The 25,078-nt window shown below is 67.4% G+C and carries 22 protein-coding genes and 1 pseudogene; 10 read left to right on the top strand and 13 right to left on the bottom strand.

The window, feature by feature from the left end; all coding sequences use genetic code 11:
• Nucleotides 1–48: 48 nt before the first annotated feature.
• The 6 genes from QNM97_RS19310 to QNM97_RS19285 form a co-directional block, all read right to left on the bottom strand.
• Nucleotides 49–522 carry a flavin reductase family protein gene (locus QNM97_RS19310; protein WP_283819888.1) on the bottom strand — a complete coding sequence of 158 codons (474 nt, stop codon included), beginning with the start codon at nt 520–522 and terminating at the stop codon, nt 49–51.
• Nucleotides 519–2,048: a fatty acyl-CoA synthetase gene (locus tag QNM97_RS19305; protein ID WP_283819887.1), complete on the bottom strand. Its 1,530-nt coding sequence runs from the start codon at nt 2,046–2,048 to the stop codon at nt 519–521. The genes QNM97_RS19310 and QNM97_RS19305 overlap by 4 nt, the downstream gene beginning before the upstream one ends.
• Before the next feature lie 67 nt (nt 2,049–2,115).
• Nucleotides 2,116–3,273 carry an LLM class flavin-dependent oxidoreductase gene (locus tag QNM97_RS19300; RefSeq protein WP_283819886.1) on the bottom strand — a complete coding sequence of 386 codons (1,158 nt, stop codon included), beginning with the start codon at nt 3,271–3,273 and terminating at the stop codon, nt 2,116–2,118.
• Between the two features lie 217 nt (nt 3,274–3,490).
• The gene (locus QNM97_RS19295) at nt 3,491–4,237 is read right to left on the bottom strand and encodes a helix-turn-helix transcriptional regulator (protein ID WP_283819885.1); all 747 of its coding nucleotides are present in this window, start codon (nt 4,235–4,237) and stop codon (nt 3,491–3,493) included.
• Nucleotides 4,238–4,328: 91 nt separating this feature from the next.
• Nucleotides 4,329–5,174 carry an SDR family oxidoreductase gene (locus tag QNM97_RS19290; RefSeq protein ID WP_283819884.1) on the bottom strand — a complete coding sequence of 282 codons (846 nt, stop codon included), beginning with the start codon at nt 5,172–5,174 and terminating at the stop codon, nt 4,329–4,331.
• A gap of 201 nt (nt 5,175–5,375) precedes the next feature.
• Complete coding sequence (locus QNM97_RS19285; RefSeq protein ID WP_283819883.1) at nt 5,376–6,245, bottom strand: TetR-type transcription factor C-terminal domain-containing protein; 870 nt, start codon at nt 6,243–6,245, stop codon at nt 5,376–5,378.
• 82 nt (nt 6,246–6,327) lie between these two features.
• Here QNM97_RS19285 and QNM97_RS19280 point away from each other — a divergent pair, with 82 nt between their 5' ends.
• Together QNM97_RS19280 and QNM97_RS19275 are read left to right on the top strand one after the other, a co-directional pair.
• Nucleotides 6,328–7,134 (top strand): tyrosine-protein phosphatase, encoded by an 807-nt coding sequence (locus tag QNM97_RS19280; RefSeq protein ID WP_283819882.1) that lies wholly within the window; start codon nt 6,328–6,330, stop codon nt 7,132–7,134.
• 22 nt (nt 7,135–7,156) lie between these two features.
• Nucleotides 7,157–8,734, top strand: coding sequence for a serine/threonine protein kinase (locus tag QNM97_RS19275; RefSeq protein WP_283819881.1), 1,578 nt, complete (start codon nt 7,157–7,159; stop codon nt 8,732–8,734).
• Nucleotides 8,735–8,761: 27 nt separating this feature from the next.
• Here the strand turns inward: QNM97_RS19275 and QNM97_RS19270 are convergent, their stop codons facing one another.
• Nucleotides 8,762–9,247 carry a PaaI family thioesterase gene (locus QNM97_RS19270; protein WP_283819880.1) on the bottom strand — a complete coding sequence of 162 codons (486 nt, stop codon included), beginning with the start codon at nt 9,245–9,247 and terminating at the stop codon, nt 8,762–8,764.
• Between the two features lie 42 nt (nt 9,248–9,289).
• On the opposite strand from QNM97_RS19270, the gene QNM97_RS19265 reads away from it, so the two are divergent.
• From QNM97_RS19265 to QNM97_RS19235, 7 genes are all read left to right on the top strand, one after another.
• Nucleotides 9,290–9,895, top strand: a complete 606-nt coding sequence (locus QNM97_RS19265) for a TetR/AcrR family transcriptional regulator (RefSeq protein ID WP_283819879.1) — start codon at nt 9,290–9,292, stop codon at nt 9,893–9,895.
• Between the two features lie 130 nt (nt 9,896–10,025).
• The gene (locus tag QNM97_RS19260) at nt 10,026–10,703 is read left to right on the top strand and encodes a DUF4166 domain-containing protein (protein ID WP_283819878.1); all 678 of its coding nucleotides are present in this window, start codon (nt 10,026–10,028) and stop codon (nt 10,701–10,703) included.
• 76 nt (nt 10,704–10,779) lie between these two features.
• Entirely contained in the window at nt 10,780–11,220 is a 441-nt protein-coding gene (locus QNM97_RS19255) for an SRPBCC family protein (protein WP_283819877.1), read from the top strand.
• A 230-nt stretch (nt 11,221–11,450) separates the two neighbouring features.
• Nucleotides 11,451–11,963 (top strand): DUF6764 family protein, encoded by a 513-nt coding sequence (locus tag QNM97_RS19250; protein WP_283819876.1) that lies wholly within the window; start codon nt 11,451–11,453, stop codon nt 11,961–11,963.
• Between the two features lie 105 nt (nt 11,964–12,068).
• The gene (gene ppk2, locus QNM97_RS19245) at nt 12,069–13,016 is read left to right on the top strand and encodes a polyphosphate kinase 2 (protein ID WP_283819875.1); all 948 of its coding nucleotides are present in this window, start codon (nt 12,069–12,071) and stop codon (nt 13,014–13,016) included.
• A gap of 28 nt (nt 13,017–13,044) precedes the next feature.
• Nucleotides 13,045–13,851 (top strand): hypothetical protein, encoded by an 807-nt coding sequence (locus QNM97_RS19240; protein ID WP_244332663.1) that lies wholly within the window; start codon nt 13,045–13,047, stop codon nt 13,849–13,851.
• A gap of 62 nt (nt 13,852–13,913) precedes the next feature.
• The gene (locus QNM97_RS19235; protein ID WP_283819874.1) at nt 13,914–14,621 is read left to right on the top strand and encodes a rhomboid-like protein; all 708 of its coding nucleotides are present in this window, start codon (nt 13,914–13,916) and stop codon (nt 14,619–14,621) included.
• Here the strand turns inward: QNM97_RS19235 and QNM97_RS19230 are convergent.
• The 4 genes from QNM97_RS19230 to QNM97_RS19215 all read right to left on the bottom strand — a co-directional run bounded on the left by QNM97_RS19230 (nt 14,604) and on the right by QNM97_RS19215 (nt 20,555).
• Nucleotides 14,604–15,905, bottom strand: a complete 1,302-nt coding sequence (locus QNM97_RS19230) for a lipase family protein (RefSeq protein WP_283819873.1) — start codon at nt 15,903–15,905, stop codon at nt 14,604–14,606. The two genes, QNM97_RS19235 and QNM97_RS19230, sit on opposite strands and share 18 nt — an antisense overlap.
• A 208-nt stretch (nt 15,906–16,113) precedes the next feature.
• A complete protein-coding gene (locus tag QNM97_RS19225) occupies nt 16,114–16,836 on the bottom strand; it encodes a TerD family protein (protein WP_208794234.1) in 723 nt (240 codons plus the stop codon).
• Between the two features lie 72 nt (nt 16,837–16,908).
• The gene (locus QNM97_RS19220) at nt 16,909–18,873 is read right to left on the bottom strand and encodes a hypothetical protein (RefSeq protein WP_283819872.1); all 1,965 of its coding nucleotides are present in this window, start codon (nt 18,871–18,873) and stop codon (nt 16,909–16,911) included.
• A gap of 5 nt (nt 18,874–18,878) precedes the next feature.
• Nucleotides 18,879–20,555, bottom strand: coding sequence for an Hsp70 family protein (locus QNM97_RS19215; protein WP_283819871.1), 1,677 nt, complete (start codon nt 20,553–20,555; stop codon nt 18,879–18,881).
• A 77-nt stretch (nt 20,556–20,632) separates the two neighbouring features.
• Between QNM97_RS19215 and grpE the strand changes: the two genes are divergently transcribed.
• Complete coding sequence (grpE, locus tag QNM97_RS19210) at nt 20,633–21,136, top strand: nucleotide exchange factor GrpE (RefSeq protein WP_283819870.1); 504 nt, start codon at nt 20,633–20,635, stop codon at nt 21,134–21,136.
• Nucleotides 21,137–21,140: 4 nt separating this feature from the next.
• On the opposite strand, the gene QNM97_RS19205 is transcribed toward grpE, so the two are convergent.
• Nucleotides 21,141–23,231: a prolyl oligopeptidase family serine peptidase gene (locus QNM97_RS19205; RefSeq protein ID WP_283823253.1), complete on the bottom strand. Its 2,091-nt coding sequence runs from the start codon at nt 23,229–23,231 to the stop codon at nt 21,141–21,143.
• 461 nt (nt 23,232–23,692) lie between these two features.
• Nucleotides 23,693–24,981, bottom strand: a pseudogene (locus QNM97_RS19200) (HNH endonuclease).
• Nucleotides 24,982–25,078: the final 97 nt, after the last annotated feature.

Below are 25,078 nucleotides of genomic sequence, written 5' to 3'. Positions count from 1 at the left end.
ATGTTTTCCTGCGATTCGGTTTCTCTGGAGTGGGGGGGTTGCGAAGGGTCACGCACAGTTGAGCTGTGCGAACTCGCCGCGATGAAAGATCAACGGCGCCACCGAACTGTCGGCGGCGAGTTCGGAGACCCGGCCGTGGACGACGACGTGGTCGCCGCCGTCGCCGATCGACGCGACCTCGGCCTCGATCCAGGCGCAGGCGCCGTCGACACGCGGTGCCCCGTTGTGGCCGGGCGCCCATGTGACGCCGGCGAACTTGTCACCGCCGGACCGGGCGAAGCCGAGTGCGAGATCGGCCTGATCGTGGCCGAGGACGTTCACACAGAAACGTCCGGCGGCCTCGATCCGCGGCCAGGTCGTCGACGTCCGGGCGGGCAGGATCAGCACCATCGGCGGGTCGAGCGACAGTGACGAGAACGACTGGCAGCAGAATCCGGTGGGGCCCTGCGGTGTCATCGCGGTCACCACGGTCACCCCGGTGGGGAAGTGCCCCAGCACATGTCGGAAGTCCTCGAGGCTCATCGGGCCACCTCGCCGACCGGTGCGTCGATGATGTCGCGACGGATCTCGCGTTTGAGGAGTTTGCCGGAGGCGTTGCGCGGAAGGCTCTCGACGAAGTGAATCTGCTTGGGCACCTTGTATCCCGCCAGTTGACCGCGTGCGTGCGCGATCAGCTCGGCCTCCTCGACCTCGCCGGAGCGCACCACGAAGGCCGCGATCGCCTCGATCCACTTCTCGTCGGGGACACCGATGACCGCCACCTCGGCGACCGCCGGATGGGTGTAGAGGGCGTCCTCCACCTCACGCGAGGCCACCAGGATTCCTCCGGTGTTGACGACGTCCTTGATGCGGTCGACGACGGTGACGTAGCCTTCCTCGTCGATCGTGACCAGGTCGCCGGAGTGAAACCAGCCGTCGCGGAAGGCTTCTGCCGTCGCGGTGGGATTGTTCCAGTAACCGTCGCACAACTGCGGTGACCGGTAGACGACCTCACCGCTTTCTCCCGGTGCCACATCGTTGCCGTCAGTGTCGACCACCCGCAACTCCACGTTGAGCACCGGGAGTCCGCACGAGGCGGGCCGGGCGGCGTGGCCCGCGGGCCGCAGAACGGTTGCCAGCGGCCCGATTTCACTCTGCCCGAAGGCATTGTAGAAACCGAGATCCGGCAGTCGCTCCTGCAGGCGCGCCAACACGGGAAGCGGCATGATCGACGCGCCGTAGATCGCCTTGCGCAACGACGAGAGATCGCGCGTCGCCAGATCCGGATGCTGCGACAACGGAACCCAGACCGTCGGCGCGAGGAAGATCGAGCCGATCCGCTCGGACTCGATCAGACGCAGAACCGTGGGAACATCCGGGGCCTTGATGAGGCGATTGGTCGCGCCGATGGCGATGTAGGGCATCATCAGGACGTGCATGCCGGCCGAGTGATACAGCGGCATGGCATGCAACGGGTTGTCGTCACGGGCGTAGTCGAGTGCCTCGATGGACGAGAAATACTCGTGGATCAGCGCCCGATGCGACATCATCGCGCCCTTGGGGCGCGAGGTGGTCCCCGAGGTGTAGAGCAGCTGCACCAGATCGGTGTCGGCGACCTCGGCATCGACGACCGGGACGGTGCCGGACGTCGAGGACTCCAGCAGTGCGTCCGGACCACCGTGTAGCGGGCTGTGTTCCACCGACGACGCCGCGCTCACGTGTGTCGCCAGATCCGGATCGACGAGCACCAGCGCGGCGCCGGAATCGTCGATCAGGTATCGCAACTCCTCGCCGGTGAGCGCATAGTTGACCGGAACGTGGAGGAGCCCGGCGCGTGAGCACGCCAGGAACGCCACCAGATACGCATCCGAATTGCGGCCGTAGGTCGCCACTCGATCGCCGTGGCCGAGCCCGCGCGACAGCAGGGTGTGTGCCGCGCGGGTGACCATGTCGTCGAGTTCGGAGTAGGTCCACGAACGCTCGTCGAAGATGATCGCCGTGACGTTCGGGTAACGCCGTGCGGTCCGCCGCAGAATCGCGTCGACGGTACTGGATCGCAAGTCAGTCATGATGTGAGACAACTCTTTCCATAGAATTTCCAGACCTGGGTTGCCGTGGGATCGCTCGATCGGCCGGTCAGCGGACCTGCGTCTCTTCCTGGTACTTCTGCGTCATGTGCTCGACCGCCTTGAGCTGGGCCTGTGCATGGGATTCACGCACGGTCCGGGCGTGCTCGGCGGCGTCGACGGTCGGCTGGTACTGGCCCTGGAAGTGCGGGATCACATCGCGCATGAAGATCTCGTAGGAGCGCTTGGTGGCGGCGACGTCGGCCCAGTCATGACCCATCAGCAGCATCGAGCCGAATCCGCCGGACTGATCGACCAGACGCTGCACCTGGGCGCGCGCCTGCTCGGCGGTACCGATGACGCCGATTCCGGCATTGTTGATGAAGTCGATCATCTCGCGAAGGTTGCTGCCGGACACCGCCATCTGCGGGAAGGCGGCGATGTGCTGGAAGTACTCGAACCAGTGCTCGATGCCGTATTCGACGTCGCGGTAGGCCTGCTCCTCGGTTTCGGCGATGTGGAACGGACCGACCAGCCGCCAGCCGGAGCGATCGACCTTGGCGCCGGAGTGCGCCGCGCGCTCATTGACGACGTTCCAGTGATGGGCCAGGGCGTCGAAGCCGTCCGGGGTCAACGTCGCGCCGATGCTCAGCAGTCCGAGCCCGTAGGTGCCGGCCAGGCGGGCGCCGGTCGGCGAGGCGACCGCGGCGACGGCGACCTCGATGTCGGAGTACGGACGCAGTTGCAACCGGGCGTCGATCAGCTCGTGGGTGATCGTCTTCTCCGTCACCGTCTCCCCGGCGAGGAGCCGCAGGATGATGCTGAGGTTGGGCTCGAGGATCTCCCGGGTCTGAATGGGGTTCAGGCCGATCATCGCCGAGTCGGTGGGCAGGGAGCCGGGACCGACCCCGAGCATCACGCGACCACGGGTGAGGTGGTCGAGCATCACCATGCGATCGGCCACCCACAGCGGGTTGTGGTAGGCGATCGAGGTGACACCGGTGCCGAGCTTGATGTGCTTGGTGCGCTCGGCCGCGACGGCGATGAAGATCTCCGGCGACGCGACGATCTCCGAACCTGCGGAGTGATGTTCGCCGATCCACGCTTCGTCGTAGCCGAGCCGATCGAGGTGTTCGATCAGTTCGAGGTCTTGCGCGAGGGCAAGCGTGGGGTTTTTACCCGGCTTGTGGACCGGTGCGATGAAGGTTCCGAATTTGATTCGAGACACGAGACTTCCTCCGAGTGTGGCCGGCGTCGAACGGTGGCCGGGCTGTAACCAGGCTCACACCGGTCGCGGCGACGCGATATTCCACGAAGGTGGAGTTGTTCTTGGCCTGTTCGGGGAGTCGTGCGCTCGTGTGGCGTGCGCTGTGGCGTGATCTACGCCGTCACGGGGTCGTTCCTGACCGAAGGTCGCCGGCTCACACGCGATTTTCGGACCGGGCTCAGCCCAGGCAGAGGGCGAGCTCGGTCCGGGACCGGCAACCGGTGACGGCCAGGATCTGGCTCATGTGTTTCTTCACGGTGTCCTCGGCAACCACCAGCACGGCCGCGATCTCGGCGTTGGTGAGGCCCTGTGCGACCAACTGCGCGACCTCCTGCTGGCGGCGGGTCAGTTTCGTCAGCGCCGGTGCGCGATGCTCGGGCAGGTGGCGGGCGATGGCGGCGAGTTGCTTGCCCAGTAGTCGCAGCACCGTCATGTTGGCCTTGGCCGGATTGGCCTCGTGCGAGAACAGGCCGATCAGACTGTGCCCACCGGGATGCCGCAGATAGATGGTCCGCACGCCGTCGATATCGGAATCGCGCAGGCGCGCCAGATAATCCCGCGTGGGTGTGGGTAGATCCTTGAGTTCATCGGCCGACAGTGCCGCGTTACGGGTGAGGATCGCGTGGGCCTCGGGGAGCCGGAACACGTCGTCGTAGCGCAGGCCGGCGTGATACATCCGGAACAGCGGCAACATCCGGCCCTGCAGTACGGGCTGCGGATCGTCGAAGAGCGCATCGTAGGTCGGTCCGGTGAAGCACGTGGTGTGGCGCAGATCGAACCGGGTGCCGAGGGCTTCGTGCAGTTCGCCGGTGAATTCGGTCAGTGATTCGGCGTCCTGGACGCGTTCGAGGACACCGAAGATCCGGTCGTAGTCCTCGACCTCGAGATGGGTGTGATCACGTCCTGTGGAGCGTGCTCCGGGCATGCCCTACCTCCTCGACACCGCCGACGCTGGCGATCATCCTAGCCCGGGCCACGCCCTGGTGAGACCGGATTCGCCGATCTCACCGCAACCCTTATCGGCGAGTCGTCCAGAAATCGAGCTCCAGCTCGTCGTCACTGTCGACGGTGCGGTACTTCGCGAAGTCGGTGACCCCGTTGGCCGAGAGCACCTCGTCGTCGATGTAGCACTGGCCGGTGGCCGCGGCCGGGTCCTTCGACAGGATCGCGTAGGCGGCGTCGGACATGATCTCGGTGCTGCGGCTGCGAGCGATCATTTTCTCGCTCAGGATGTTCCGCACGGCGGCGGTGCTGATGGTGGTGCGCGGCCACAGGCAGTTCGACGCGACGCCGTCGGCAGCCAGTTCTCGCGACAGACCCAGGGCGACGATCGTCATCGAGAACTTCGACACGGTGTAGGCGGTGCCGATCTCGTCGAACCAGTGCGGCTCCAGGGAGATCGGCGGCGACAGGGTCAGCACATGGGCGTGGTCGGACTTGCGCAGATAGGGGATTGCGCTGCGGGACAGGGAGAATGCGCCGCGTGCGTTGATGTCCTGCATGAGGTCGTAACGCTTCATGTCGATCTCGGCGGTCGCGGTGAGGTTCAGTGCGCTCGCGTTGTTGATGACGATGTCGATTCCGCCGAAGCGTTCGGCGGTCGCGGCGACGGCGTCGGCGACCTGCTGGTCGTCACGGATGTCGCCGACGATCGGCAGTGCTTGTCCCCCGGCCTCTTCGATGGCCTGCGCCGCGGTGTAGATGGTGCCGGGAAGCTTCGGATGCGGCTCGGCGGTCTTGGCAAGCAGGGTGATGTTGGCGCCCGCGCGGGCCAGCCGGACCGCGATGGCCTCACCGATTCCGCGGCTGCCGCCGGAGATGATGGCGGTGCGTCCTTGCAACGTCTTCTCGGATGCGGTCACGGGTGGATCCTCTCGGTGGGAGTGCTCGACGCCCACGTACAACTGAGCGATCGATCGGTCACGATAAGGGTGCCTGCTGGTCTTGTGCCTGTCAATACTGTGATCAGACACCGGAACCGGCGGCCTTCACGGCTGTGCCGGAAGCGCATATCACCGTGCACTGTTCGGCTTATCCGAACAATGTGAGGTGGAGCCTGCTGACTACGGGCGTGCACCGACGAGATTGAGGGCGTACCGGGTGTAGAGCGCGGCGATCCGCTCGGGGGTGTCGGGACCGTCGGGGTCGTACCAGTCGGCGACGCCGATGCACAGTCCGACGACCGCGCGGGAGGCATCACGGGGGCGCGGGGCTCCGAACCGGCCCTGCGCGGCGGCGCGATCGACCTCCGTGTCGAACATGCGCTGCAGCGCGACGCGACGATCGGCGATACGGCGCCGGTTGGGCTCGACGAGGCTGCGCATTTCGGTGGCGCCGAGAAACGACAATCGCCGACGGTAACTGTGGTACAGGACAAGGCTTTCCACCATGAGGGTGAAGGCGCGCACGGGGTCGCCGCCCGCGTCGTCCCGCGCTCCGGCCGCGCGATCGAGCAGCTCGGTCATCGTCTGGTCGAACAGATCGACGAGCATGGCCTCCTTGCTCTCGTGATGGTGGTACAACGACGCCACCGACAGCCCTGCGGCGTCGGCGATGTCGCGGATGGAGCACCCGTGATATCCCTTGGCCACAATGCAACTCAGCGCCGCATCGAGAACCGGGTCGGCGACCTCGGCGCCGCCGAAATCGCGCCACGCCCGTGAGGTGCCCGCGTCATCATCGGTGTTCCCGGGCTCGTCGAAGCCGGGCGGGGGGCCGTCCTCGAGCAGTGTCGAGGGGTGTATGCCCAGTGCCGCGGCAATGGTCTCGAGTCGTTCGACACTGATGCCCGTCCGCTCGTTCTCGGTGGCGCTCAGCGTCGCGGGGCTGATCCCGATCCGGCGGGAGAACTCGCGCAGGGACACCCCACTCGTCATGCGGGCGCTGCGGATTCGGGCGCCGGGGTGACGTCCGGAGGGGGAGTGCTCGACCACGGCGTTCAGGATATCCGAACAAGAGGTGAATTCCCTGACGCGCCCGATGCTTCGGCGGGTGCCGGTTTGGGATACTCGTGCGATGACCTCGTCGCCGGGTGCTCCCAGTCCCGTCCAGACCCTGCCGAATCTGCGTGACCTCGGCGGGTGGGCGACCGCCGACGATCGGACGGTCGGGTCGGGTCGGGTCTACCGGTCAACGGACTTCTCCGCCATGGCCACCGCCGACCTGCCGCGCCTCGAAGCGCTGGGCCTGCGCACGATCTACGATCTGCGCTCGGCCACCGAGCGGAAAGCGTTGCCCGATCCCCAACTCGACGACGTCGTCGACATCCACCTCGACGTGCTCGCCGACGCGACCCTGGCGATTCCGGCCAACATCGGGGCTTTCCTGTCGGATCCGAAGACGGTGGCGATGGCCGGTAAGGAACTGTCCGGGGGCAAGGCGCGGAACCTGATTGCGGGCACCTATCGGGAACTGGTGTCGCTGTCCAGCGCGCGCTCGTCCTATCGGTCCTTCTTTCGTGGGCTGCTCGGTGAGCATCGAGCGCCGGCGCTCTTCCACTGCACCACCGGCAAGGACCGGACCGGCTGGGCGGCGGCATCCTTTCTCACCCTGATGGGCGTGGCGAAAGACGATGTCTACCATGACTATCTGCTCACCAACGAGCGCCTCGTCCCGGCGCTGCAACCGATCTTCGACGACTTCGCCGCCGCCGGTGGCGATCCCGACCTACTGATTCCGGTGCTCGGGGTGGATGCCACCTACCTCGATGCTGCCTTCGCAGAGGTGGACTCGACCTACGGCGGGATCGAGGGGTATTTCAGCCGCGGCCTCGAGATCGGTGTCGAGGACCAAGTGCGGCTCCGGGAGTACTTCCTGACCTGACCTCGCGGTAGCGTCCTGGCTCATGACGACTCTGTCCGTGGACGACGACCTCGCCGGCTACCGGATCGTGCGGAGACTGGGGCCCGGTGCCCTCGGTGAGCGGTATCTGGCCGACCATCCGCGGCTGCCCCGACGCGATGTCCTGACGGTGCCGCATCCCGGGTCGGGTGACGATGCCGACGCCCGCGCCCGATTCACTCGCGCGGTCGACATCGCCTCGTCGCTGCTGCATCCGCATATTGTTCCGGTCCACGACCGAAGTGACAGTGACAGCGGCGGTGGTGGTGACAGTGGCAGCGATGGGGACGGGGTCTCGTGGGTGTCGACGGCGTACGTCGACGGCAGTGATGTCGGGGTCCTCCTCGCCGAATCCGGGACGCCGCTGTCGCCGGATGCGGTCGCCGACATCGTCGCGGCGGTCTCCCACGCCCTCGATCATGCGCATGCGCACGGCCTTGCGCACACCGACCTGCGGGCCGGTGAGATCCTGCTCGACGCGCAGCGCCACCCGTACCTGACGGGCTTCGTCCTCGCGGGCCCGGCCGAAGTCGCCGACGATCAGGCGCAACTCGCCCGCATTGCGATCGACATGCTCGGGAGCACGGTCGGCCTCCAGGTCGATCACGTGATCAGCCGGGGATGCTCGGCCGACCCCGCTCAGCGGTATCCGTCGTGTCGTGACTTCGCCGCCGCGCTGCGGGCTGCGCTGGGTGGCGTCGAGGACGGTGTGGCGAGCTCGCCAACCGTCGTCACGGCGACCGCCTCACCCACGGTTGTCCCCGCGCCGCCCACTGTGGTGGCTGCTCCGCCGACCATGGTTGCGGCGCGACCCACGATGGTGGCCGCGCCACCGACCATGGCGGCGCCGCCGATGCCGGTCACCGCCGGCCCGATCCGATGGAGCGGCTATCCCGGAACCGTCGAGCAGCTCCGCGGGCTGGCGTGTGGCGCATTCTTCGCCGTAACCACGTCGCAGGATCCCGTAGACCACCTGACGATGGCCGAGAGCGATCGTTCGATCCGCAAGATCATCCGTCGGGCATGGGCGATCACCGACACCGCGTCGGCCATCGACACCACCGAACTACTGGCCCTCGGACTGGTCACCGCCGATTACGACGCCGTCCTCGCAGGACTGACGCACATGCAGCCGGGGGCGCCGCGGTCGGCGATACGGCTCGACCCGGCTGCTGCCGACGCGATCGCCGCCGCGAGTGGTGTCGACGCCGCCCGAGCGCGGACCGTCGCGCAGGCCATCGCGCTCTCGCGAACCCTGCCGCAGCAGGTGCCGGTCAGCACCGCGGCGTGGGAACTCGGGCAGGCCGTCGAGCTGGTGCGGATGTGTCATCGTGCGGGACTGGTCGAGGAGATCTGGGCGTGGGCGGCGATCATCGACCTGGGCCGACGCGCGGAGCAGCGCTACGCCGACTGGACGGCGTTTGCGCTCGGCTTCGAGTGGGGTCGGGCGCTGGCCTGCGCCGAGGATGCCCGTGACCCGGCCGCCGCGGCCGACGAGTCCTGTGCCCGCACGCGTCCTGTGCTGAGCCTGCTGCTCACCGATCCGAGCAGCCCCTGGACTCGGATACCGCTGCAGCAGTAGGTATTCCGACGAGCCGGGGACTCGGCACTAGCGGAACACGATGCACGTCGTCGTGCCGTGCGCGACGAGCTTTCCGTCGGCGGCGAACACCTTGCCCTCGGCGGTCGCGGTGCGCCCACCGACGTGGATGACGGTGCCGACGCCGGTCAGCTCGTCGGCGTCGAGGGCCACCGACCGGATGTAGTTCACCTTCAGTTCGAGGGTGGTGTAGCCGACACCGGCGGGCAGGGTGGTGTGAACCGCGCAGCCCATCACCGAGTCGAGCAGGGTGGCGCAGATGCCGCCGTGGACGGTGCCGAGCGGGTTGGCGAAGTCTGCCGTGGGGGTGACGGCGAAGTGCACCTCGCCCTCCTCGATGCGGACCGGGCGCATACCGAGCAACCGGCCGATGCTGGGCCGGTCGTCGTCGGGGGTCGACTGCCAGGCGCGCAGGAGTTCGAGCCCCGACATCGCGCTCGGATCGGTGGAGGCGGATGTGTTCGTTGAGGTCGTCATGATTATGTATGGTTGCATAGGAGCGCCGCATTATGAAGGCCTACATAGGAGTGATGCCCGATGGGTGACGAGGCCACCGACATCGTGACGACCAAGACCCGCACACGCGGCCCGCGTGAGCGCATGGTCGTGCACGCCGCCGATCTGATCGGTCGCGACGGTGTGGCGGCCACCTCGATCGGTGATGTCATCGCGGCCAGCTCGGCCCCGCGCGGCTCGATCTATCACCACTTCCCGGGTGGCAAGACGCAGCTGATGACCGAGGCGGTGCGCTACGCGGGTGATTTCATCGCCACCCGCATCGGAGGTCAGCATCCGGGCTCGCCAGCCGAAGCCATCATCGGGATCGGCGACGTGTGGCGGCGAATGCTGGTCGCCACCGATTACCAGTTCGGCTGCCCGGTCCTCGCCGGCGGCCTCGCCCGGCGATCGGAGCCGTCCGTCGCCGACGAGGCCGACGAGATCTTCGGTAACTGGCTGCGGCTGATCGCGGCCCGGCTGGTCTCCGAGGGGGTCGCCCCCGAGCGGGCCGATTCCCTGGCCAACCTGGTCGTCGCCGCCATCGAGGGGGCTGTCGGACTGTGCCAGACGCAGCGCAGCGTGGCCCCGCTCGACCAGGTGATCGGCGAGCTCGCACGTCTCTGCGACGACGCCGCCGCGCACTGATCGCCACCCGCTGGGCCTGCGGGGTCGTGCGGGCTCTCGACCACCTCGGGCTCCCGATGTGAACGACGACATAGTAGGTTCTTCGTTCAAACATGTCGTGGGGCACACATCTGCGGGAGGTGGTGGGGCGATGACACCGGTGTACCGAGATGTCCTCGGCTCCGACTTCGACCGTCTGCACCCCAACATCGCGTGGCGCTACAGCATCGACTCCACCTCGAACGTCGCCCAGATCGGGACCGGCATCCTCGAGTCGGTCTACATCACCCCGGCGCTGCCGCCACCGTTCTTCTGGTACTACGGCAAACGCAACGCGCTGCCCTCGAAGACGAGCCGGATGGTGCCGTTCAGCCAGGGACATTATTGCTACACCGACGAACTGGGTCGAGAGAACCTGGCCGTACTGCGCAGCTTCGACTACACCTCGGGGACGCGCAAACTGAATTCGCTGCTCGTCTCCGGCCGCACCGGCCTCGTCGACTATTTCGGTGACGGACCCGAACTGCTCTACCCGATCGAGCCGTCGGTGACCGACGCCGGTGAACTACTGCTCGAGAGCGGGCCGATGCGCTGGCTCGGCCGCGGCCCCAAGGTCGGGATGAAGGGACTGTTCGGCGCCCAGATGAAGTACATCGAGGGATGGGACGAGGAACGTCAGCGGTTCCGGTGCGACGCCACCGTCCGCAACCCGGTGATCGGCGAGATCCTGCATTTCCGCGGCTGGTTCACCGCCACCGACATCGCCTGCGGCGTGCGCGACATCCCCGACGAGGCGTGGCCGCTGAACCTCGTCGACCGCGAGGTCTGAGGAGCCGCAGCCGAATCCGGTCCGCTCCGACGAGGTTCTCCTGCCGCGGCACCTCACCGCGCGGTACATTCTGCGCATGGCTGTCTCTGCGAGAACCGAGTTCGATGTCGCTGCACCCCCGTCGGTCGTGATGGAGGTACTGATGGATGTGGAATCCCTGCCCGAATGGTCCGGCCCGCACAAGGCGGCGGCCATCGTGTCCGAACACGACGACGGCACGCCCGATCAGGTCACCATGACCGTGTCGGCCGCGGGCGTCAACGACGATCAGACCGTCTCCTATGCGTGGACCGACAACACCTGCTCCTGGAGTCTCATCGAGTCCAAGATGCTGGCCGAGCAACAGGGCAAGTACACGGTGACGCCGTCGGGCGACGGGTCGCACGTCGAGTTCGAGCTCGAGATCGACCTCAAGGTGAAGTTGCCCGGCATGCTCGTCAAACGTGGCCAGAAGACGGCCGTGGAGACCGCCAAGAAAGGTCTCACCGCAGAGTCGGAGCGCCGCGCACAAGCCTGATTTCGAACGTCAAAACCCAACGGGGCCCGTCGATTTCGATCGGCGGGCCCCGTTGGCATTCGGGTGGTCACGGTCGGGCGACGAGTGTGCGGGCAATAGATGCCGTTCCGTGACCGAGTCGGCCGGGTCGGTGTCGGTGACGGGAGTACGCTGTGCTCAGTCTGACCATCTGGTCTCACTTCCGCCATCGTCAGATGGCTGTCCCAATACGGCGAGGAGGCCGATTCACGTTGCGTATTCACAGGTTTGCGACACGGGCCCTGATCGTTGCGGTGGGCGGCGCAGGAGCGATCTGGGGCCTGGGCCTCGGTGGCGGTGGTGCCCAGGCGGTCACCTGTAACGCGACGAATGGTCATGAGGTGCAACAGATTCAGGGCACCAGCGGATGCGGCGCGCGCGCCGGTGTGGGCAGCAACGCCAGCGCTCAGGAAACCGGTGGGGGTACGGCGGTGGCCGTGTCCGACCGCGGCGGCAATGCCACCGCGATCAACCAGGCGCCCGGTTCCTCGGCGCTGGCCGGGGCCACCACCAACGGCACCTCGTACTCCATCACCACCGGACCCAAGGCGCTCTCGGTCGCCCAGGCCCGCGCGGGCGGGTACTCGGTCGCCATCGGTGGCTGGGGAGGCCAGGCGTACTCGGGTCAGCCCGGCGTCGGATGCTCGGGCGGGTTCGCCGCGGCCGTCGACAGCACCAGCGGCAAGGCATGCCTGAAGTACGGCTCGATCGACCTGCACAACTGATTTCACGGGTCCGACTCCTCAGGTCTGTCCGACTTCCCAGGTCCAAGGTCTCCTCGTTCACCCCTTCGACACACGACGTTCGTGACCGCGGCATATCGTTGATCCGTGACCGAGTTACACGATCTGGAAACCCTGGGCCCCGACTTCAGCAAGCTCAACGGGCGCGAAGCGCTGCAGAGCCTCGTCGATCTGCACGACACCACCCAGTTCGAGGTGAACGACGACGATGACGACGATCCGGTGCTGCTGACGCTGCCCGAACGCAACGTCGTCGACACCTGGCGTGAGGATTACCCGTACGAGGAGCGGATGAGTCGCCGCGAGTACGAGGTGACCAAGCGCAGGCTGCAGATCGAGCTGCTGAAGCTGCAGAAATGGTCCAAGCAGACCGGCCAGCGTCACCTGCTGGTGTTCGAGGGCCGCGACGCCGCGGGCAAGGGCGGGACGATCAAGCGGTTCAACGAGCATCTCAATCCCCGTGGCGCGCGGGTCGTCGCGCTGGAGAAGCCCTCGGAACGCGAGTCCACCGAGTGGTATTTCCAGCGGTACGTGCAGCATCTGCCCGCGGGTGGCGAGATGGTCTTTTTCGACCGCTCCTGGTACAACCGGGCCGGCGTTGAGCGGGTGATGGGTTTCTGCACCCCCGAGCAGTACGACCAGTTCATGGATCAGGTCCCCGCGTTCGAGAAGATGCTCGTCGACGACGGCATCAACCTGGTGAAGTTCTGGTTCTCGGTGAGCCCGCTCGAACAGCGCACCCGCTTCGCGATCCGGCAGATCGACCCGGTCCGGCAGTGGAAACTCTCCCCGATGGACCTCGCGTCGCTCGACAAGTGGGACGCCTACGGCGCGGCCAAGGAGGCGATGTTCACCAAGACCGACACCGACATCGCGCCCTGGACGGTGGTGAAGAGCAACGACAAGAAACGCGCGCGGATCAACGCGATGCGTCACGTGCTCAACCTGTTCGACTACAAGGGCAAGAACGACGAGCTCGTCGGTACCCCCGACCCGCTGATCGTCGGCCGGGCCCGGGTCATCGCCGACGAGTGAGCGAGTCTCGGCAGGTACCCTCGTGCCGGTGCGAACGTTTCTCAGTGCGCTGCTGACCCTTGTCGCGATGGTGGCCATCGTCGTCGCCCTGCCGTCGATGTGGGCTGCCGAGCGGGTGGTCGATGCCGACGGTTTCGCCGATGTGGCCGCGCCGCTCGCGCACGACCCACAGGTGCAGGCGTTCATCGCCGACGAGATCACCGAGCAGGTGTCCTCCCGGGTCAACGTGCCCGGGGCGTCGACGCTGATCGAACCGTTCGCGAAGCGCTACACGCAGGGGCAAGACTTCCCCGCCGACTTCGCCGATCTGGTCCGACAGCAGCATTCCTGGCTCTTCGATCCGGCGCCCGCGGGCGGCTCCCAGGAGATGCAACTCGACATCACCGCGATGGTGAACCGGGCGCTCAAGAGCGCCAACCTGCCGTTCGTGACCTCGGTTCCGGGCAAGATCGAGGTGCCGATGGCCGAGGGTAGCGGGCTCGAGGCCGGTCGGTATCACACCGTCGGACAACAGATCACGACGATCGGATACGTCGCGACCGCGGTCGCGGTGATCGCCGGTCTGCTCGCCCTGCTCGTCGCCCGACGACGGGGGACGGTGCTGATCGCTCTCGGTCTGGGCGGGTTGCTGGCGGCTTTGCTGAGCTGGCTGGCGGCGCTGAACGCGACGACGCTGGTCGACCGTCAGTTCGTCAATCACTCCACCGGCAACGCCCTGACCCGAGCGGCCACCGATGCGCTGGCCAACGACCTCACGTGGTGGGCGACGGTGGGTGCGATCGCCGGGGCGATCGGGATCGTGCTCGGCATCGTCGTGCGGCTCATCGCGCGCTGAGTGTGTCCCGGTCCCCGGCGCGAGCGTCGCTCGACCGGCACACTGATCACCGGGGCTGACGAGTGGGAGACGAGGTGGACCGACTGACGAGCGCCGGCGCGTGGATCTGGGATCGAATCCGTTCCGCTCCCGTGACCTGTGTGTGGCTCGTGATCCTGCTGATGACGACCATCCTGCAGCACTCGATGTCGCCGAAACATCTCAACCACGTGCTCGGTCATCAGTCGACCAACATCGTCAATCTGCAGAAGGATCCGTTCCAGGTTCTCCTCGCGAGCCTGTTCTGGCTCGACGGTTCGTACTGGTTTCCGTATCTGATCCTGTTCTGCATCTTCCTGATCCCGGCCGAACGATGGCTCGGCACCGCACGTTTCGTCGTGGTCGGTCTCAGCGCGCACGTCGTCGCCACCTATGTCAGCGAGGGATTGCTGCGGCGTGCCATTGCATCCGGTGATGCGAGCGCGGACCTGATCCGCATCCACGACGTCGGCGTCAGTTACTTTCTGGCGGCGGTCGCGGCGGTGCTGGCCTATCACATCGCCCGCCCGTGGCGGTGGGTGTACATCGCCGGTTGCGTGGTGATCTACCTCGTCCCGCTTCTCACGCACATCACGGTCACCAACATCGGGCACGCATGCTCGGCGCTGATCGGATTCGCCTGGTACCCACTCACCCGCGGCCTCGCCGGGCAGCAGTGGGACCCGATGGTCGTCGTCCGGGCGATTCGGCGGCATCTCGGTTCCCGGCACCGGTCACAGTGCAGCGAGTAGCCACCGAAGGTCCGGGGCGTAGACGTCACCGGGTCCGCCGAGGCAGCTCACGACGCGGGTCGTGACGCGGGCACCCTTCGCACGATAGGTCGCCGCGGCGCGTGCGAGGTCATCGACGGGCGTCACCGACACCGGCGAGAGGTTCGAGTCGCACCGCGTCAGGCGCAACCGTGCGGTCGGGGTGGGCGAGGTGGGGGTGGCCAGCGCGGCCGCGTCGAAGGCGCGCCGGAAGTCGGGGTCGGCCCACGGGGAATGACCCGGCCGGAACAATGCCGGCAGCGGTACGTACGACAGGGGGAGATAGGTCGGGACCGCGCACGAGTGCCGGAAGGCGTCGGCGATCCTCTTGCCGACCGCGGTGAGTTTGTCGTCGATCCGCATCTCCGGGTGCCCGGTCTCCAGACCCAGCAGATCGGCGAACGCGAATCCGGCTCCCACCGTGCCGCTGTTTCGGCGGATGAAGTTGCGGTGATCGGGCACCATCTGACCGATCATGATCGCCGGGATGTGTAGTTCGGGCGCATAGGTTCCGGCCTGCTCGGCGGCCACCGCGGCGGCGCCGCTCCCGCCGCCGGACGGACCGTGGATACCGATCGGCGACGCCGCGGTCAACCCGGCCGCGGGCACCGAGCGGGCGGCGCGGATCGCGTCGAGCAGCGCATGCCCGTCGAAGCTGGGCAGCAGCGTCGGGGTGGGCGACGGCCCGCCGTCGTCGGCGAGATCGGCGACGACGACGGTGTGGCCCGCGCGCAGCGCTGTCGATGCCGAATCGACCGGGCCCATACCGCGAACCTGATCGATCACCGAGTTGCGTGACATCGACGAGGTCGGCCGGCAATAGGAGCCCATGCTCTCGTCGGCCACACCCATGCCGATCAATGCACGCGCGCCGTGCGCCGGAGTTGCCGACGGGACGAACAGCGACGCGCTCGCCGTGGTCCGGCCGCCGAGAGGTCCGGTGGTCACGTACAGCATCCGGAACCCGCGCACACCTGCCACCGCGCGTTCCACTGCGGGCGCAGCCATCGGTTCGATCCGCAGGATCTCGCCGAGACGGGCGTCGCCGGCCGGCGGCGTGTGCGCGTAGAACGGATCGGGATCGGCAATGACCGATCGCATCGCGGCATCGGCGATCGCGCCCAGATCGAGAGGTGAATTCGGCTGTGCCGCAGCATCTCCGGCGTTCAGTGCGCCGGCGATCATCGAGACGGCGATCGTGGCGGCGACAAGCGGAGCGAGCAGGCGGCGGTGCGCCGCAACGCGCGAGGTCGAGAACTTCAGCACACCATCCCCCGATTGAGTGCCCGGGGACGTCCGGCACGGTCGCCCCCGACGGGCCGACGTCACCCGCAGGGGTGGTGTCGGCATGACCGCGCAGACCTTACGGCACGCGGCGGGCTCGTGGTCGGTGGTGGTGAGCGAACGCACACCGCCCGGGCGCGGTCGGCGATGTGTGCGGCAGGCGGTGTGCGGTGGGAGCGGAGGGTGTGCGCTACTTGCGGCCGGCCTTCCAGTTCAGTCCCCAGCCGTAGGCCTCGTCGACCTTGGACTGGGAGCCGCGGATGTAGCGCACCTCGCGATTGACGACGAGTTCGCCGCCGCGGTTCTCCAGCAGTGCGATCGCGCACGAGATGGCACCCTGATCGGCTTCGTCGAGACGCACCTCGATTTGCGGCCCATTCGCCGGGAAGAGGGTCACCACGCCGTTGGCGCTCGCCCAGTTGGGGGTGCCCTCGTAGATGTAGGCGAAGATCAGCACGCGACGGATCTGATTGGACGCCGACAGGTCGATGTACATGTTCTCGCCGCCGGTGTTCGATCCGGAGCGGTCGTCGCCGTCGAGCCAGATGATCGGGCGGCCCTGGTACGGCGCCTGGAACGAGTTGCCGAGGGCCTGCACGATGCCCTTGCTGCCGTCGGCGAACTCCCAGAGGCAGGCGAGGTCGAGGTCGACGCCGGTGGCGCGTTTGAACAGTCCGCCCTTGGAGCCGGCGGTCCAGTTGAGGTTCACCCGGACCTGGCCGGTCGCCGAACCCTGCTTGGTCAGCGACACGCTGGGTGCGGACTTGGTCAGCGTCACCTTCGACAACGACACCGGCGGCTGAGCCTGGTTCGGGTAGCCCTGTGGCGGCTGCTGATAGGGCTGTGCCTGTGGAGTCGGCTGTGGCTGGGGGGCCGGCGGCGTCTTTGGTCGCTTGGTGTAGTCGATTCCCATGGCAGGTGATTCCCCTCTGAATCTGGTGGTCGAGGTCGGTGATGTCCGATTCGGCGAATTCAGCCTAGCGAATCACGGGCGCGGGTTGTCGTTCGTCGCCGGCAGCACCGCGCGCGCCCGGGGATCGAAGGCGGCCGCGACGGTCAGCGCTCCGCTGCTGTCGCGCCGGCATGCCGCCACCGCGACGTACCCGGGACGTGCGACGGAACCGGGGATCGCGAACCCGCCGTCGATGTCGTAGCGGGTGTTGGTGATCTTTTTCGTCCACGCCGCCGGGTCGGTCGGCGACTGCGGAGGTGCATCCGCCCGAATGACGACGAGGGCCTCGGTGACGCCGTCGGGCCACACGAAGATCACCCGGTTGCCGTCGACGCGGACGTCGGTGACGGCGGGCAGGTCATCGGCCGGTGGCGCGGTGGGGGTGGGTGTTGTGGGTGCAGGAGCCGGGGGTCGGGGTGGGGTTGGCGGGTTGCCGGAGATCGCGACATCGGAGTGCACGCCCGCACGGGTCGCGGTGACCTCGTAGGTGGGCAGCGGGGTTGCGGTGCCGGCGCCACCGTCGTCGAGTTCGGTCTCCGCGGTGCGGCCGACGACCTGCCTGCGGCCGTTGCGCTCGACTCGGGTGACCCGATAGCTCACCCCGGCGGTGGGTGACGGGTCCCAGCTCACCCGCACCGTCCCGTCGACCGTCTCGGCCCGGACCGTTGACGGCGCTGTCGGAGGCAGACCGGTGGCCGGTGCCGGCGGCGGCTCCGGTGTCGGTGCTGGAGGTGCTGGTGCTGGAGGTGGTGCCGGTGCCGGCGTGGCGGCGTCCAGGGTTCGTTGCGCCTCGTCGGCGACCGCATCGATCTGACGGAGTGCGGTGGGATCGTCGCCGGCGGCCGCGCGCGCCTGGGCACATCGCCGCCGGGCCTCCTCTGGGCGGCCCTTGCGCAAAGCCTGTCGGGCCGAGCGCAATTCGCGCTGCCAGTCGCCTGCTGCCGGGGTGTGCGGCGTCGGAGCCGGTGCGGCGGGTGCGGTTCGGGCTGCGGCCGGTGCGGGGGCCGGCTCCTCGACGGCACCACCGTACTCGGCTGCGATCGTGGCGATCAGCCGCCGCGCGTCCCGGGTACCGAGACCGAGTTCACGCGCCTCGTCGAGCATGAACTGATGATCGTCGGGGTGCAGGCGATCCTCGACGAGGATCGCCGCCCGGATACGGGGCCGCAGATGGTCGGCGACCCGGTCGGTGACCGAGGCGAGGTAGGCCTCGGTGACCTCGGCCGGCCCGAGCAGGATCTGCTCGATGTCGATGAGGAGTTCGTCGACGATCGCGCGCATGCGGCCGGCGGGCAATTCCCGTGCGCGGTGGCGCATTCCGTCGACGCGCAGTCGGATCTCGCCGCGGTCGGCGGCGTTGTCGGTGGTGAGATCGAGTACCGCGAGCAGTGTGTGGGCAGGCGGCCCGCTGCGGCGGCGGCTGAACTCGGTGAGCAGCTCGGTGATCTGGGAGAGTTTGTGGGCTGAAAGCGCTTGCGGCGGGGCAGGCGTGGAAGCCGTTGCCCCGGAGGGGGTATCGGGCACGATCCGGTGCCTGCGCAGGCGGGTCGCGACCTCGTCGGCGCTGAGTCCACCCATCGCGCCGATCTCGTCGAGACCGCCACGCTTTCCTTCCGGGATGCCGCCGTAGCGGGCGACGAGACGCTCGATCGCGCTGTCCAGCAACTGATATCGCTGCTCATCGAGCTCGGCGTGGCGCGCCTGCACAGACCGGGCCAGCGTCACGCGGCGGGCCGACTCACGTAGCGGAGCACTGCGATCGGCGTGTTCGGCAACCAATTGCTCCACGAGTACCCGGTACTTGGGGTGGTCGCGTTGTTTCTGCCAGAACGCCCACACCTCGTCGATCCGGGTGATCACCTCGGGGTCGGAGAGGGTGGCGGCCTCGGCGATCGGGATGTCGTACAGCTCGAAGGGATCGGATTCCTCCACGCCGCCGCGGCGTTCCACCGCGGCGAGGACGCGTTTGCGGTAGTCGTTGCCGACGAAGGGTTCCACGGCGCTCAGACGTCCCGGCGTCGACTGCGGTGGACCTGGTCGAGTTCCCGAGCGACCTCCGACCGCGACAGCGTCGCACCGGTTTTCGCGGTGAGGGTCAGCGGTATGTCCGCCTCGACATGATGGGCTCTGACGTGCAGCACGCCGTCGAAGCCCATCTCGAAGGTGACCCGCACCTCGCTGTTCTCGTCGTGGCCGGGCGGGATGTCCTCGATGGCGCCCTCGATCAGCATCTTCGCGTCCCGCGGTGAGGGCGAGGCCTCCTGGCCGAGTTGTTCGACCACGGTCAGCTCGATGCGGCGCTGGTCGGCGCGCACCGTCCCGAAAGAGCGCTGGACCCGGATCGGCAAAGGCTGGTTGCGATGCACCAGCCAGGTGACCTCGAGTTCGCCGTTGCGTCCGCTGACCGCGAGTACCCCGAAGCCGCGTGAGACCACGGTGTCGACGCTGATCTGGAGCATTCGACGGACTCCGGCGACCGGCATCGCGAACGCCGCGGCCACCCGCGCGGCGGCCTCGTCGACATCGGCGGGCGCGGCGTCGACGAGCGTCGCACCGGGCGCCAATCGACCCCGGGTGGTCAGGTCGGCGGTGACCAGGCGCTCGATCTCGAGTTTCTCCCCGTAGATCGCCGCGCCGCGCGCCACCGCCAGGTCCGGATCACGCAGTTCCGGGGTGATCCCGAGTCGTGCGGAGATCTCGCGCGTCACCGCAGGCATCCGCGACGAGCCGCCGACCAGCAACACCCGATCCACCTGCGCCACCCCGCGTCGGCGCGCGCCGGCCAGGCACGAGTCGGTGAGGTCGAGGGTCCGTGCGAGGAGTCCGGCGGTGAGCTCCTCGAGTTCGGTGCGGGTCACGCTCAGTACCGACCGCACACCGTCGTGCGAGACGATCACCGAGGTCGAGTCCGATTCGCTGAGTTCGTGTTTCGCGCGTTCGGCGGCCATGATCAGGGCTTGCGAACCGGCCGAGTCGTCGAGGGGATCCTCGGCGTCGGGGTGTTCCTCGCAGAACTTCCGCGACAGGTACAGGGCGAGCCGCTCGTCCCAGTCGGCGCCGCCGAGTTGATGGTCGCCGTCGACGGCGAGCACCGAGATGCGCCGGTCGGTGAGTTCGATCACCGTGGCGTCGAAGGTGCCGCCGCCCAGGTCGTAGACGAGGACCGTCTCGTCGGGTGTGGTCGGTGTGGCGGTGTCGGTCAACCGGCTGAATCCGTAGGACAGTGCTGCCGCGATCGGCTCCGACAACACCCCGGCGACGTCGAGTCCGGCGTAGGTGCCCGCCTGGATGGTGGCGCGGCGTTCCTCGTCGCCGAAGTAGGCGGGCACGGTGATCACCGCACGCTCCACCTTCTCGCCGGCGAACTCGGCGTTGGAGACCAACGATTTCAGGATGAGTGCCGAGATCGCCGGTGCCGACCAGCTCCGGCCGTGCGCGACGAATCGCCAATCCACTTCGCCCATGCGACGTTTGACGAGCGCACACACATTGTCGGGGTCGAGTCGCGCCTGCCTTCGGGCGCCCTCGCCGACGACGTGGTCGTGCACCGACGGCAACAGCACGACCGACGGTGTCGTCGGTGCACCGTTCCAGTCGCCGATCACCTCGGGCCGTCCGTCGCGGTCGATCGCCGCGATCGCCGAATTCGTCGTGCCCAGATCGATGCCGTATACGCCCACGGTCGGGGATCGTAACAGCGCGACGCGCGCCGAGTGGGCGCCTCGATGTCGGGAACGCCGGGTTCTACGCTGGTCGGATGACCGAGGGTGCAGACGGGGTGGCCGGTACCGGCAAGGGTGCCGGTGCTGATGAGGTGGCCGAGCAGGTCCGTCGCCTCGACGAACGGGTCGAGGATCTCGGGCGGGTAATCGCCCGCCAGTCGCAGTCGCTGGAGCGGCTTCTCGACGCCGAGAAGAAGCGGTCGGCGCGCGATGCGGCCGGCGCGGACCTGGCCCTGCTGGTGGACCTGCTGGCCCTGTTCGGCGACGCCTCGGGTTGCGCCTCATCGTCGGCCGACGCCGCCGATCGCGCCGCGTTCACCGCGCTGGCCGACGGCCTCGAACGCCTGATCGTCGGACACGGCGGCACGCCGGTGACGCCGCGGGTCGGCGACGACTTCGACGCCACCACCATGGACGCCGTCGACACCCGGGAGACCGGCGCGGCCGACCGGTCACGGACGGTCGCCGGCGTTCTGCGGCCGGGGCTGAACGTCGGGTCGCGGTCGGTGCGCCCCGCAGCGGTCATCGTCTACCGCTGACGGCTCAGCCGTTGGCCGATCCGATGGTGCGCCAGAGGAATTCGTACGCCAGTGCCGACTTGAAGGCCGCTTGCTTGTTGTCGGCGGCGCCGCCGTGCCCGCCCTCGATGTTCTCGTAGTAGCGGACGTCGTGACCGTATTCCTCGAGTCGCGCAACGAGTTTGCGGGCGTGCCCGGGATGGACGCGGTCGTCGCGAGTGGAGGTGGTGACCAGAATCGGTGGGTAGGTCTTCTCGCGTGTGAGGTTCTGATACGGCGAGTACTCACCGATGTAGGCCCACTCCGCGGGGTCGTCGGGGTTGCCGTACTCGGCCATCCACGACGCGCCCGCGAGCAGCAGGTGGTAACGACGCATGTCGATCAGTGGGACTTCGCACACCAACGCGCCGAACAGCTCCGGGTACCGGGTGAGCATCACGCCCATCAGCAGGCCGCCGTTGGAGCCGCCCTGCGCGCCGAGTTGCGCGGGGGTCGTCAGTCCACGTGCGACGAGGTCCTTGGCGACACTCGAGAAGTCCTCGTACACCAGGTGCCGACCGGCCTTTTGGGCTTGGGTGTGCCAGGCCGGGCCGTATTCGCCGCCGCCACGGATGTTGGCGATGACATAGATGCCGCCGCGTTCGATCCAGTTGCGGCCCGAGAGCGCCAGATAGCCCGGAGTCAGCGAGTTCTCGAAGCCACCGTAGCCGTAGAGCAGTGTGGGGCCGCTGGTCACGTCGCGGCGCCGGATCACGAAGTAGGGGATCGGGGTGCCGTCGTCGGACGGGGTGAAGAACTGTTCGGCCACCACGGATTCCGCGTCGAAGAACTGCGGGGTCTGTTTGATCACGGTGACCTCGGTGCCGCTGTCGCCGTGCAGCAGGCTCGGTGGTGCGGTGAACGACGTTGCCGACCAGAACACCTCGTCACTGTCGTCGGGATCGGTGTCGAGGACCGAGACGGTCGCGAGTTCGGGGAGCCCGGGTTGTGGCACGGCCGTCCAGTCGCCGAGGGTGCGGACGGTCACCTCGGTGTGCACATCGTGCAGGGTGAGCACGATCAGGTGGGACCGAGTGAAGGAGAACGACTGCAGGCTGGTGTGCGCGTCCGGGGTGAACAGCACCGTGTGTTCGCGCGCCCCGGCGAGGTAGGACGGGTAGTCGAAGACGAGCAGAGTGCCTGCGGGATAACCGGTTCCGCCGACTTCCCAGTCCGAACGGGGGCGGACGAACATCCAGTCGTGGTGCACGCTGACGTGGGCATCGGTCGGCACGTCGAGCAGGATCTCCTCGGTGCCGCGGAGCTCGTAGGTGAGCTCGTTGAAGAAATCCGTTGCGCGCGAGACGAAATGACGCTCGAATCCGGGTGTGTGGTCGTAGCCGGCACTCACCGCCACGTCGTCGACGGAGCCGGCGAACACCGTCGGCGCCGCATCGACCGGCGTGCCACGCGTCCACCGTTTGATGACGCGCGGATACCCCGACGTGGTCAGTGATCCGTCGCCATCGGGCTGTACCCCGAAATCGGTGCCGACGTAGACGGTGTCCTGGTCGATCCAGGAGATCGACGACTTCGCCTCGGGAAGCGTGAAGCCGTCGTCGACCCAGGTGCGGGTCGCGACGTCGAACTCTCGGACGACGGCGGCGTCGGCGCCGCCGCGCGACATCGAGATCAGGGCACGGTCGTACTCGGGCCGGTTCATGGTCGCCGACTTCCACACCCAGTTCTCGTCCTCGGCGGCGGCGAGGGCGTCGACGTCGATCAGGACGTCCCAGTCCGGGGAATCGGTGAGGTACTGCTCGAGCGTCGTCCGCCGCCACAGTCCGCGGGGGTGCGCCGCGTCGCGCCAGAAGTTGTAAAGATACTCACCCCGACGTCGCACGTAGGGGATGCGGTCGTCGGTGTCGAGGATCTCCAGGGCCTGCGCTTCGAGCTGGGAGAACCGGTCCGAGTCGGTGAGTTCTGCGAGGGTGGGCGCATTGTGGTCACGCACCCAGGCGAGTGCCTCGTCGCCGGTGACGTCCTCGAGCCACAGGTACGGGTCGTCGGCGGAGGTGGTGGTGCTGCTGTCGGTCACCTCGCCAACGTACCCGGCCGCGGCCGCCGCGTCCCACATGCCGGACGCCGCATACAGAGCTCGCGCGAGGACGACGAACTTTCCGACTTCGTCCGCCTCGCCCAATGAGGGCGGGCGCTGCCCACCCCGCCGTGGCCGCGGTGACCCACAACGGAGATGCTCAGACCTTCCCAGACGATGGTCGAGGTCCTCGAGACCTGTTGTGTCGACGGGTATCCGGTTCACGGTGGTCCGAATTCAGCTCTGGCTCAGTCGGTCTCGAGGCTCGCCGCATGCGGCTCGCACCTCGACCATCGGGGGAAGACGCCCATCCCGGTGGTCGAGGTGCCGAGGAGCGCCAGCGACGAGCCTCGAGACCTCTTGTGCCAAACGGGTTTCCGGTCCACTGGCGGCATCACACCTCGACCATCGGGTGGGGGTTGTCTCTATGGAGTTCTCAAAGAACAGATGCGGTCCCGGCGATGCCGGGTGCGGGGATTCAGGTTGTGGGGCAGGGTAGGTCAGGCTGCTGCGTCGTCGAGTCGCATGGTTCTACGGTGATACGACGGCACGGGTCGGCGTTTCGGGTCGATGCTGGCGGGTGGGATCAGCCAGGGGTGTCGGTCGAATCCCATGATGATGTCCCAGCCGTGGTGGTGGACGTCGTCGTGGCAGCTGCTGCAGAGCAGGCAGCCGTTGTCGAGGTCGGTGGGACCACCATCGGCCCAGTGCTGCACGTGGTGTGCTTGGCAGCGTCCGGCGTGGGCGCCGCATTTGATGCATCCGCGATCCCGGACGAGTAGTGCTTTGCGTTGTCCGGGGGTGAAGAAGCGTTTCTCTTGACCAACACTGAGCGGTACCCCATTGGGGTTGAGGATGATCTTGGTGATCGTGGTGTCGCACGACAGCATTTTCGCGGTGGCTTCGGTGATGGCTCCCATGTTCTGCAGGTCCCCGCCGAGTGCGGGGTTGTCGGCCGACCAGGTCCACAACAGGCCGTTGGTGGGTTTGGCGGAGAAGGTGGTGTCGGCCAATCCTTGTGCCGCGAGTTCGACGATCGTTTCGAACGCGGCGGCACAGATTTGTTCCGGGGTGCGGGGGTCGGGCGACCCGTCGGGTTGAGGTTTGGGCGCCGACAGGGTTTCCATCAGGGTGCGGGTCTTCTCGCCGGCGACGATGTCGAGGTTCGCCGAGATCTCCAACCGTCCGTCGTCGGTGATGCGGTCGGTGTAGGAGTTGATCGTCTTGTCCTCGGCGGCAGGTAACCCACCAGGCGTCTCCGCGGCGAGCTCGTTTCCCAGCTGCCGTGCGTAGAGGTTGATTTCGGCGGGGGTGAATCCGGCGAAGTAGTGCGACAGCAGTTTCCGGAGATATTCGCACCGGTGGACGGTGTTGAGGGGTTCGGGGGAGCGGGTGTCGATGTGGCCCAGTCCGCGGACGATGGCGTCGGTGTGTTCGGAGGAGATGGACCCGTCCGCGGCATGCGCGAGCAGTAGATCAATGTCGGTGGTGGCCGAGATCCGCACGTACCGACCTGCGACCGAGGGTGCAAAGCCCATGCTGATCAACAACTCCCGAAGTCGGGTGGTTTGTGGTCGGCGACGCCCAGTCGGTCCAGTTCGCCGGTGAGGGTGGTGGCGTGGTGATCGACCAGGTTCCGCAACAGGAGGACTTGTTTCATTGCGCCGAAGGCTTGGGGTCCGGTCATGTCCGGGTTCCATTGCAGGTCGCTGAGTTGGGTCACGATGGTGGCGAAAACTTCCGCGGCGTCAACATCTTTGACGTCAAGAATTGTGGTGGTGTCGATCATGGGCCCCTCCCCGGTGGCTGATCGGTGTGATGGGTTCAGTGTGTACCTCGCCAGGGTGTTCGATGCAAGGGGTGGTTTGGTGAATTCTGCTTGTGGA

The organism is Gordonia sp. L191 (assembly GCF_030077625.1).
In the GTDB taxonomy this organism is placed as follows: domain Bacteria; phylum Actinomycetota; class Actinomycetes; order Mycobacteriales; family Mycobacteriaceae; genus Gordonia; species Gordonia polyisoprenivorans_A.
Note: the sequence above shows the minus strand (reverse complement) of the source record. Positions and strands in the feature narration are given on the sequence as shown.

What these genes read in the sequence shown, in the direction of transcription:
- QNM97_RS19225 (WP_208794234.1), bottom strand. Translation starts at nt 16,836, where the DNA reads ATGGGAATCGACTACACCAAGCGACCAAAGACGCCGCCGGCCCCCCAG.
- QNM97_RS19310 (WP_283819888.1), bottom strand. Translation starts at nt 522, where the DNA reads ATGAGCCTCGAGGACTTCCGACATGTGCTGGGGCACTTCCCCACCGGG.
- QNM97_RS19295 (WP_283819885.1), bottom strand. Translation starts at nt 4,237, where the DNA reads ATGCCCGGAGCACGCTCCACAGGACGTGATCACACCCATCTCGAGGTC.
- QNM97_RS19270 (WP_283819880.1), bottom strand. Translation starts at nt 9,247, where the DNA reads ATGCAACCATACATAATCATGACGACCTCAACGAACACATCCGCCTCC.
- QNM97_RS19265 (WP_283819879.1), top strand. Translation starts at nt 9,290, where the DNA reads ATGGGTGACGAGGCCACCGACATCGTGACGACCAAGACCCGCACACGC.
- QNM97_RS19305 (WP_283819887.1), bottom strand. Translation starts at nt 2,048, where the DNA reads ATGACTGACTTGCGATCCAGTACCGTCGACGCGATTCTGCGGCGGACC.
- QNM97_RS19275 (WP_283819881.1), top strand. Translation starts at nt 7,157, where the DNA reads ATGACGACTCTGTCCGTGGACGACGACCTCGCCGGCTACCGGATCGTG.
- QNM97_RS19255 (WP_283819877.1), top strand. Translation starts at nt 10,780, where the DNA reads ATGGCTGTCTCTGCGAGAACCGAGTTCGATGTCGCTGCACCCCCGTCG.
- QNM97_RS19280 (WP_283819882.1), top strand. Translation starts at nt 6,328, where the DNA reads ATGACCTCGTCGCCGGGTGCTCCCAGTCCCGTCCAGACCCTGCCGAAT.
- QNM97_RS19205 (WP_283823253.1), bottom strand. Translation starts at nt 23,231, where the DNA reads ATGTGGGACGCGGCGGCCGCGGCCGGGTACGTTGGCGAGGTGACCGAC.
- grpE (WP_283819870.1), top strand. Translation starts at nt 20,633, where the DNA reads ATGACCGAGGGTGCAGACGGGGTGGCCGGTACCGGCAAGGGTGCCGGT.
- QNM97_RS19260 (WP_283819878.1), top strand. Translation starts at nt 10,026, where the DNA reads ATGACACCGGTGTACCGAGATGTCCTCGGCTCCGACTTCGACCGTCTG.